Here is an 8,706-nt window from a genome sequence, read left to right as displayed (position 1 = left end):
CCCTTGAACGCTGCGAGCTGCTGGGCCGCGCCGTCCGGGAGGCGGTGCTGGACTTCCCGGGCGGCCGCCGGGTCGCGGTGATCGGGTCCGGCGGGCTCTCGCACCGCCTCCCCTGGCCCGACTGGCGCGACCCGCGGGACGACGACGAGGAGTTCATGGTCGGCGCCTGGCTGAACGGCCGCGACCGGTGGCAGGACTACGACGCCAGGCGGCGGCGGATCATCCGCGCCGCCGAGGCGTCGATCAACCCGGAGTTCGACGAGGAGTTCCTGGCCCTGCTGGAGCGCGGGGAGGCGGCGACGATCACCGGGCTCAGCACGGAGCGGCTGGAGGAGATCGCGGGCAACGGCGCCCAGGAACTGCGCACCTGGCTCCTCATGGCCGCCCTCCTCGACCACGTCCCAGCGAGGCGGCTGTCCTACGAGGTCATCCCCGAGTGGCTGACCGGCATGGGCGTGGCCGTCCTCGATCCCGCCCGACCCCGAACCGCGAAAGGCGACCCATGAGCATCTGGACCGAACTGGTCGACGTCGACTACCGGCACACGTACGTGGACGCCGGAGGCGTGCGTACCCGCGCCCTCCAGGCCGGGCCCGAGGACGGTGAGCACGTGGTGTTCCTGCATGGCACGACCGGCCATCTCGAGGCGTTCGTCCGCAACATCCCCGCGCATGCCGAGCGCTACCGGTGCCACGCCGTCGACATGCTCGGGCACGGCCACACCGGCAAGCCCGACCGGCCCGGCGAGATCCCCGCCTACGTCGAGCACCTGCTGGCCTACCTGGACGCCGTGGGCGCCGAGCGGGCGCACCTGGTGGGCGAGTCGCTCGGCGGATGGGTGTCGTCCTGGGCCGCCGCCGGGCATCCCGACCGCGTCGCCTCGCTGCAGCTCCTCTGCATGGGCGGCACGAAGATCAACCCGGAGGTGATGGAACGGCTGAAGACCTCCACCCGGGCCGCCGTGGAGCAGCGGGACCCCTCGTTCACCCGGGAGCGGCTGCGGCTGCTGTGGGCGCACTGGGACGAGGCGCTCGGGGAGGAGCTCACCGACGTGCGGTTCGACGTCTACCACCGCCCCGAGTTCAAGGAGAACCTGCACAACCTGCTGGCCCTGCAGGAGGTCGAGACGCGGGAGCGCAACCTGCTGCGCCCGGAGCGGATGGCGATGATCAAAGCGCCGACGCTGGTGGTGTGGGGCAACAAGAACCCGCTCGGCGACGTCCCCGAGGCGGAGGCGATCGCCGCGGCGATCCCGGGGGCGCGGCTGGAGGTGTTCAACGACTGCGGGCACTGGCCGCAGCATGAGAAGGCCGATCTCTACAACCCGCTCAGCCTGTCCTTCCTCGCCGAGGCGTCATGACCGGGGCGGCGGAGCTCCCCCGTTTCGCTCGTGACGCCCCGCCGCCGGGCGATGATGCGGAATCTGACCTGCGAAAAATCAGCAGCGCCACCCTGGCGGTCACCAGGGGCGGCGTGGTTCCGTTGATGGAGCAACGATCTCGGAGGTCTCCGAGTTGATCGCGAGGTTCCTTTCATGACCGTCGTTTCGATCGACCACACCCGCGCCGGGCGAGTACCGGCACCCGGCCAGAGTCCATGTTCCGACCCGATGAACTCCGTCCTGGGGAAGGCCCAGCTGATCATCGAAGCGTTCACCGCGGAGGACGCCACCCTGTCGCTCGCGACGCTGGTGCGGCGCACCGGCGTGGCCAAGGCCACCGTCCACCGGCTCGCCCAGGAGCTGGTGGAGTGGGGCCTTCTCGAACGGGACGGCTACGACTACCGGCTCGGCCTGCGGCTGTTCGAGATCGGCCAGCGGGTGCACCGGCAGCGCATCCTGCGCGAGGTGGCCCAGCCCTACATGGAAGACCTTCTGCGCGCGACCCAGGAGACCATCCACTTCGCGATCCACGACGGGCTCGACGTGCTGTACCTGGAGAAGATCCTGGCGCATCGCGGACTCAGCGAGCAGTCCCGCGTGGCGGGGCGGCTCCCGCTGTACTGCACCGCCACCGGCAAGGTCATCCTGGCCTTCGGCCCCGACTCCCTGTTCGGCGAGGTCGTCCGCAGCGGTCTGAAGCCGCTCACCCGGCACACCATCACCTCGCCCGCCCGGCTCCGCGCCCAGCTCCTCCGGGTGCGCACCGAACAGCTCGCGACCGAGGCCGAGGAGACCCGGCTCGGCTACATGAGCACGGCCGTGCCGGTGCTGGGGCGTGGCTCCGCGCTGGTCGGCGCGCTGTCGATCACCGGCCCCACGTACCGGATGGACCCGGCGAGGCTGTCGGGCGCGCTCCGGACGGCCGGCATGGGCATCACCCGGTCCCTGCGGCAGGTGCTGTGAGCCGGGCTCTGGACGACGTCCTCGCACGCGCCGAGGAGGTGGGCGGCCGCTGGGAGGCGGAGGACTGCGGCACGGTGACCGTCAAGGACTTCTGCCGGTACGCCGCGGCGCTCAACGACGCCGCCTACGTCCGGCGGGCCCGCGCCGACGAGGCCGCCGGACGTCCCGTGGCGGCGCCTCCGCTGTTCCTGACCGGGATGCTGAGTTGGGCGGACGGCCCGGTCGAAGGCGAGCTGCGCCCGGACGGCCTGGCGGCCAGGGAGTCGCCCTGCACCCAGGGCCTGCCGGTGCGGCAGGTGCACGGCGGCCAGTCCGTGCGGCTCGGCCGCCCGCTGGTCGCCGGCACCCGCGTCCGGGCGGAACGGGCGGTGCGCTCGGCCGCCCGCAAGTCGGGCCGCTCGGGCGACTTCGTGCTGCTGTCGGTGACCACCCGCTTCACCCGCGAGGACGGCACCGAACTGGCCTCCGTCGAGGAGACGATCATCGTGAAGGACGACGCACCGGAATGACCACCACGGGCATGACCACCCCCGGCGAGAGCTGCCCCTCGCGCTCGTACAGCCACAGCACGCTGCAGCTGTTCCGGTTCAGCGCCGTGTCGTGGAACTCGCACCGCATCCACTACGACGAGCCGTACGCGAGGTCCGAAGGCCATCCCGGGGCGGTCGTCCAGTCGACGCTGCACGGTGAGATGCTCGCCCGGCACGCGCTCGACTGGGCCGGGCCGGGCGCGCGGCTGGAGGGCGTGAGCTGGCGCAACCAGGGGACCGCGGTGGCCGGCGAGCCGCTGACCTGGAAGGCGGTCGTCCGCTCGGCCGTGCCGGGCGGCGGCGGCCTGCGCCTGTCGCTGGACGCCTCGATCGTCAAGGCCGACGGAACGCCCTGCGTCACCGGGACGGTCGACGTGCTACGCCCGCCCTGATCCGCCCCAGGGCCGCGGGCGGCGCGAGCCGAGGTCCGCGCTGATGATCTTGGCGGTGCTGTAGCGGGCCAGCATCCGCTCGCCGACCTCCCGTCCCGGCGCCGGCCCCTCCGCGGGCTCGGAGGAGAACCAGCACGGCGAGTCGAACCACCGGTTGATCCAGACGATCCCGGCCTCCAGCTCACGGGCGATCCGGTGCCCGCGCGAGAGGTCGGCCGTCCATACCCCGGCGGCACGTCCGGTGCCGCCGGGGTTCATCCGTTCCAGTGCCTCCCGCTCGTCCGAGAAGGGCTCGACCACGGTGACCGGACCGGGCGGCGGCTCCTCGCCTCCCTCTGGATCGGCCAGCACGGTCGGCGCGTGAAAGAACCCGCCGTGCAGTGCTCGCGGCAGCCCGGACGGCTCCCCGCCCGCCAGCAGACGCGCGCCCGCGGCGAGGGCGCGGTGGACCGCCTCGCGCACCTCCCCCCGGCGCTCGCCCGAGATGAGCGGCCCCATCTCGGTGGACAGTTCGAGGGGGTCGCCCAAGGCGACGGCCTTCGCCGCCGCCGCCAGCCGTCCGGCGAACTCCTCGTACACCGCAGCGTCCACGAGGATCCGGGACGGCGTCCCACCCGCCTCGCCGGCCGCCGTGCACATGCCGGTCAGGGCGTCGAAGACGGCCGCGTCCAGGTCGGCGTCCTCGAACACGATCATCGCGCCGCCGGGAGGGCCGACCCGCCGCGAACCGAACCGCACCGTGCCGGGGCACGCGTCGAGGGAGGCGGCGATCCGCTCGTCCACCCCGGTGACCACGTTGAGCACGCCCGCCGGGAGCAGGTCGCCGACGGCGAGGGCGAACTCCAGCACCGTCGCCGACGCCCGCCGCGCCGGATGGACCACCACCGTGTTGCCCGCCGCGAGCGCGGGCGCGAGCTGCTCCGCGAGCGCCACCAGCGGCGCGTTCCACGGCACCCGCACGATGAGCACCCCGAGCGGCGACCGCACGGTGTACGCCATTCCGTGCGGGTCCTCGACCGGCACCTGCTCGCCCCGCGCACCCCTGGCCAGCCCCGAGAACAGGCGCAGCGTGGCCACGCAGGCGGGCACGTCGGAGAGGTACGCCTCCCGGACCGGCCGCCCGCCCTCGGTCGCCAGCAGCGCCGCCCAGCGGCCCGGATCCGCTTCGATCCGGTCCGCCATCCGCCACAGGGCCTCCTGCCGCGCCGCCAGGCTGGAGCGGCGCCAGCCGCCGAAGGCCTTGCGCGCGGCCGCCACCGCGTCCTCGACCTGCTCCGGCCTGGCCTCGGGGATGCCGGCCCAGGACGTTCCGGCGCTGGGGTCCACCGCCTCGAAGGTCCCGCCCGCGGTCACCCACTCGCCCGCGACGAACAGCCGGTACGGCTCGTCGGGCAGGTGCGCGTCGCGGCGCCGGGCCCAGCGCTCATCCACCGGTACCGCCTCCCGCGCCGGCGTACTTCTCGTACCAGCCCTTCAGCAGCACGGTGTCCAGGTCGGGCGCCTTCTTGATCAGCTTCTGCTGGAGCAGGAAGTCCACCAGGCGCCGGGCCGAGGCCAGATCCTCGGGCGTGAATCCGCGCGCCCGGAAGGTGATCTCGGGCAGCACCCGCTCGGTCTGGTCGGCGGGCAGCCGCACCTGCTTCTGCGTGGCCCGCGCCGCCGCCTCGGGGTCCTTGGTCACCCGGGAGTCCGCGTCCGCGATGACCTTGAAGATCTTCCCGGCGAGTTCCCGGTTGGACTCCAGCCAGGCGGTCCCGGCCAGGACCCACTGCGCGTAGCCGATGCCGAAGTCCCCGGTGCGCGCGGTGATGTGCCCGCCGTCGGCCTCGCCCTTGGCGGCCCACGGCTCGTAGAGGATGTAGCCGTCCACCGAGCCACGCGCGAGGATGCCGGGGATCTCCGGCGGGGAGCTCTGCACGATCTTGATCGAGGCCGGGTCGATGCCGTGGTGCCGCAGGTACGCGTGCGTCGCGTACAGGCCGATGCCCTGGATGGACGCCATCGTCTTGATCTGCTGCGGACGGTCGACGCCGTCCCGCAGGACGACCTTCAAATACCGGTCGGACTCCTGGAACACCCCCAGCGCCCGCAGGCCGCCGCTGGACGCCATCAGCGGAAGCGCGCTGGAGTCGGCGTTGAGCGCGATCTGCGCGGTGCCCGCCACGACGGACTCGGCCGCGGCGGGACCGCCTTCCACCTGCATCAGCTCGACGTTCAAGCCCGCCTTCTCGAACAGGCCCTCCTCCTTGGCCAGGTACAGCGGCGCGTACGAGGCGTCCACGCCCAGGGCGATGCGCACCCGCGGGCCCTTGCCGCCGCCCTCGCCGCCGGACGAATCGGTGGTGCCCGCCGTACAGCCGGCGGCCAGCATGAGCGCCGAGAAGGCGGCGAGCACGACGACTAGCGGGCGGGGCCTGAATCTCGCGTTCACAGGATCTTTCTCCTGTCCCTGGAGCGGTACGACGACACACCCGCACGCTTCCAGTCCGGCCCGTCCCGCTTAAGCGAGGCGTACTGCTCACCGGAACGGTCCCCTATCCCACGGCCATGGGCGGGGAGGGCCAAGGGCGGGCTCGCTCGATCTGGGCGGCCAGGCGGAGCAGGAGGTCCTCACGCCCGTACGCCCCGCCGAGCTGGATCCCGGGCGCCCAGGACCAGCAGTGCCGCGGCGGCGAAGGCCAGCAGGGCGGTGACCGACCAGGCCGCGTCGCGGCCGAACCGCTCGAAGACCACGCCGAAGAGGAGGGGCCCCGACATGGCGCCCGCGTAGACGCCCGCCTGCGTGATACCGATCGCGTGGGCCACGTCGTCTCCGTAGCGCAGCGCGACCGAGAGGTTGAACAGCCCCGACCAGCCCCAGCCGAGGCCGAACGCGACGACAGCGCCGATCGTCAGCAGCCAGACCGGGCCGGTGGCCAGGAACACGTAGCCGACACCCCCGGCGAGGAGCATCGCGGCGGCCGGGCGGAAGTATTCGGGCCTGCGCCCGTCCCCCAGCCATCCGGCGCTGATCCGGACGAGGATGCAGACCACGCTGCCCGCCATCTGCAGCCCCGCGGCCGCCGCGACCGTCATCCCCGCCTCGACCGCGGAGGTGGTGAGGAACGTCGGGAGGTTCGTCGCGGCCATCGAGCCCACGGCGGTGCCGGAGGCGAGCAGCAGCAGCGGTCCCGGCGAGGGCCGGCCGCGCCGCTCCCGCCGGGGCCCGCCGCGCGGGACCGCCGACCGGAGCCGGGGGACGAGGAAGGCCACCACGATCGCCTCGGCCGCGAGGACCGCGGCGCACCAGCGCCAGCCGACCGTCAGCGAAAGGCTGGGGATCAGCAGCGCAGCGAACAGCGTGGACAGCGGGATCGCCGACTGGTTGAGGCCGAAGGCGGCCCCCCGGTACCGCACCGGGGCGGTCGCGTTGAGGACCGAGCCGACCACCGGCTGGATGACCGAGTTCCCCGCGCCTGCGACGAACTGCGCGAGCAGCACCAGCTGCCAGTTCCCCGCGACGGCCAGCACCCCGAGCGAGATCCCGGCGAGCAGCGCGGCGCCGCGCAGGCAGCGGCGCGCGCCGTACCGGTGGGCGATCCGGCCGGCGGGCACCGACATGGCCGCCGACACCGCGTAGTAGACCGCGACCGACATCGCCAGATGGACCGACGTGAACGGGAAGTCGTCCCGCATGTGGACGGCGAGCACGCCGACCAGGAACGGCGGCACGGCCGCGGAGATCGTGCAGAAGACCGTGGCGGCCACCACCGACCATTCGTACCGTCCCACCACGGGCCGTCCCACCACGGGCCGTCCCACCACGGGCCGTCCCACCACGGGCCGTCCCGCCCGCGCCGTCCCGCCGTCGCGGGTCACGCCTCGCCCTCTTCGCGCGGAGCCGGGGCGGCCCCGGTCATCGGGACGTCACGAAGGACACGACCTCGCGGGCGAACTCGGCGGGACGCTGCTCGGGCAGCGCGACCCCGGCGCCCTCGACGGCCCGGACGGTGCAGCCGAGCAGCTCCGCCATGGGGGCCTGGTCGGGCATCGAATAGGCGTCATCGGCGCCGCACACCAGATGGACCGGGGCCTCGATGTGGGGAAGGCGGTCCTCCATCCGGTAGTCGTTCACGGCGACGTGCCCCTCCTCGACCCTGTCGAGCACGGCGAGCGCGTCGATCACGAACCGGCCGAGCGCGTCCTCCCGCCCCGGCGGGTAGAAGGCGCGCCGGCGGTGCCACAACGCGGTCAGATGCGCACCGTCTGCGGACGGCTCGATGTGGTCGATCGGGGCGCGGCTCCGGACCCGTTCCCGGCGTTCGGGCGTGACGAGCGGCGTGCCCGACAGCAGGAGCGCGTCCACCCGCTCCGGGCGGCGCGCGGCGACCTCGACCGCCACGACCCCGCCGGTGTGGTGGCCCACGAGGGCGGCGCTCTCCAGATCCAGGGCGTCCATCAGCGCGAGGACACCGTCGGCGAACAGTTCGATCGAGAAGGGTCCGTCGACGCGCGCGGACTGGCCGAACCCCAGCGTGTCCATCGCGATCGCCCGCACGTCGCGTCCCGCGTGCGGCAGGACGTCGATGTACTCGGTCCAGGAGCGGGGCGTCTGGTGGAGGAACAGGACGGGCCTGCCGGAGCCGCACTCGGCCACGTGGATCTGTCCGAGGGGGGTGTCGGCGTACCTGCGGCGGATCGTGCCGAGCCGGGTCTGCATGAAGCTGCTCCTTTGTCGTTCCACGACGGGGTTCCGCGACGGGGTCAGGCGGCGAAGACCGGGGGGCGCAGATGAGCCCAGAGGCGCTCGGCCTCGATCTGGGCCGCGACCGCCAGCAGCAGGTCCTCGCGCCCGCAGGCCGCGACGAGCTGGACGCCGATGGGCTCGCCGGCGTCCGTGACGACGCGGGTACGGAGATCGCCGGCTGGCCCGTGGTGTTGAAGGGCGCGGTGAACGCCAGCACGTCGACCGAGAGCCGGACGCCGTCGGGCTCCGTCCACGGCCAGCTCACCGCCTTGGGCGGGGTGGCGAAGACCGGGCTCAGCAGCAAGTCGAAGCCGTCCCCCCACCGGGAGGCCATCCTGGCGCGCAGGCCGCCCTGCCAGGTCAGCGCGTCCGCCAGGCCGGCGCCGGTCATCCGCCGCCCGCGCTCCTCCCAGAACCGCGTGACCACGTCGAGGTCGTCCGGTCCGGGCGGACCGCCGAGCTCGGCGGCCATGGAGTCGATGGACTGGACGACGGTCACGCTCAGCGTGTCGAAGAACATCGGGAGGCACAGCGGGTCCATCAGCGCCTCCGGATGGCCCTCCTCCACGCGGTGGCCCATCCCTTCGAGCAGCTCCGCCGTGTCCCGGACGGACCGCGCGACGACCGGCGCGACCTGCGGGGCGTGCTCGGGCGCGCGTGCGAGGACCCCGATGCGCAGGCTTCCCGGGTCGCGGCGGGCGGCCCGTGCCCACC

8 protein-coding genes and 2 pseudogenes are annotated in these 8,706 nt (G+C 73.5%); 5 read left to right on the top strand and 5 right to left on the bottom strand.

Features of this window, described 5'->3' with window-relative positions; all coding sequences use genetic code 11:
- From E1281_RS33340 to E1281_RS33320, 5 genes and pseudogenes are all read left to right on the top strand, one after another.
- A pseudogene (locus E1281_RS33340) lies at positions 1-506 on the top strand (hypothetical protein); the annotation flags it as partial.
- Positions 503-1,360 carry an alpha/beta fold hydrolase gene (locus tag E1281_RS33335; protein WP_131883695.1) on the top strand — a complete coding sequence of 286 codons (858 nt, stop codon included), beginning with the start codon at positions 503-505 and terminating at the stop codon, positions 1,358-1,360. The pseudogene E1281_RS33340 and the gene E1281_RS33335, both read left to right, overlap by 4 nt.
- A gap of 174 nt (positions 1,361-1,534) precedes the next feature.
- Positions 1,535-2,344, top strand: a complete 810-nt coding sequence (locus E1281_RS33330) for an IclR family transcriptional regulator (protein WP_131883694.1) — start codon at positions 1,535-1,537, stop codon at positions 2,342-2,344.
- Positions 2,341-2,853 (top strand): MaoC family dehydratase N-terminal domain-containing protein, encoded by a 513-nt coding sequence (locus tag E1281_RS33325; RefSeq protein ID WP_131883693.1) that lies wholly within the window; start codon positions 2,341-2,343, stop codon positions 2,851-2,853. The genes E1281_RS33330 and E1281_RS33325 overlap by 4 nt, the downstream gene beginning before the upstream one ends.
- Positions 2,850-3,266: an acyl dehydratase gene (locus E1281_RS33320; protein WP_207943647.1), complete on the top strand. Its 417-nt coding sequence runs from the start codon at positions 2,850-2,852 to the stop codon at positions 3,264-3,266. Before E1281_RS33325 ends, E1281_RS33320 begins: the two co-directional genes overlap by 4 nt.
- Here E1281_RS33320 and E1281_RS33315 read toward each other — a convergent pair.
- The 5 genes and pseudogenes from E1281_RS33315 to E1281_RS33295 all read right to left on the bottom strand — a co-directional run.
- Positions 3,252-4,697: an aldehyde dehydrogenase gene (locus tag E1281_RS33315; protein WP_131883692.1), complete on the bottom strand. Its 1,446-nt coding sequence runs from the start codon at positions 4,695-4,697 to the stop codon at positions 3,252-3,254. The genes E1281_RS33320 and E1281_RS33315 overlap by 15 nt on opposite strands.
- Complete coding sequence (locus E1281_RS33310; RefSeq protein ID WP_207943646.1) at positions 4,690-5,697, bottom strand: ABC transporter substrate-binding protein; 1,008 nt, start codon at positions 5,695-5,697, stop codon at positions 4,690-4,692. The genes E1281_RS33315 and E1281_RS33310 overlap by 8 nt, the downstream gene beginning before the upstream one ends.
- Before the next feature lie 179 nt (positions 5,698-5,876).
- On the bottom strand, positions 5,877-7,124 hold the full coding sequence (locus E1281_RS33305; RefSeq protein ID WP_131883691.1) for an MFS transporter: 1,248 nt from the start codon (positions 7,122-7,124) through the stop codon (positions 5,877-5,879).
- A 37-nt stretch (positions 7,125-7,161) separates the two neighbouring features.
- Positions 7,162-7,965: an alpha/beta hydrolase gene (locus E1281_RS33300; protein WP_131883690.1), complete on the bottom strand. Its 804-nt coding sequence runs from the start codon at positions 7,963-7,965 to the stop codon at positions 7,162-7,164.
- Positions 7,966-8,203: 238 nt separating this feature from the next.
- Positions 8,204-8,665: pseudogene (locus E1281_RS33295) on the bottom strand (hypothetical protein); the annotation flags it as partial.
- Positions 8,666-8,706 lie beyond the last annotated feature (41 nt).

It is taken from the genome of Actinomadura sp. KC345 (assembly GCF_004348515.1).
Classification (GTDB): Bacteria; Actinomycetota; Actinomycetes; order Streptosporangiales; family Streptosporangiaceae; genus Spirillospora.
This window is presented reverse-complemented; position numbering and strand designations above follow the sequence as displayed.

Bases quoted from the DNA above. Each gene is read 5' to 3' on its own strand.
- E1281_RS33335 (WP_131883695.1), top strand. From the start codon at position 503: ATGAGCATCTGGACCGAACTGGTCGACGTCGACTACCGGCACACGTAC.
- E1281_RS33330 (WP_131883694.1), top strand. From the start codon at position 1,535: ATGACCGTCGTTTCGATCGACCACACCCGCGCCGGGCGAGTACCGGCA.
- E1281_RS33320 (WP_207943647.1), top strand. From the start codon at position 2,850: ATGACCACCACGGGCATGACCACCCCCGGCGAGAGCTGCCCCTCGCGC.
- E1281_RS33300 (WP_131883690.1), bottom strand. From the start codon at position 7,965: ATGCAGACCCGGCTCGGCACGATCCGCCGCAGGTACGCCGACACCCCC.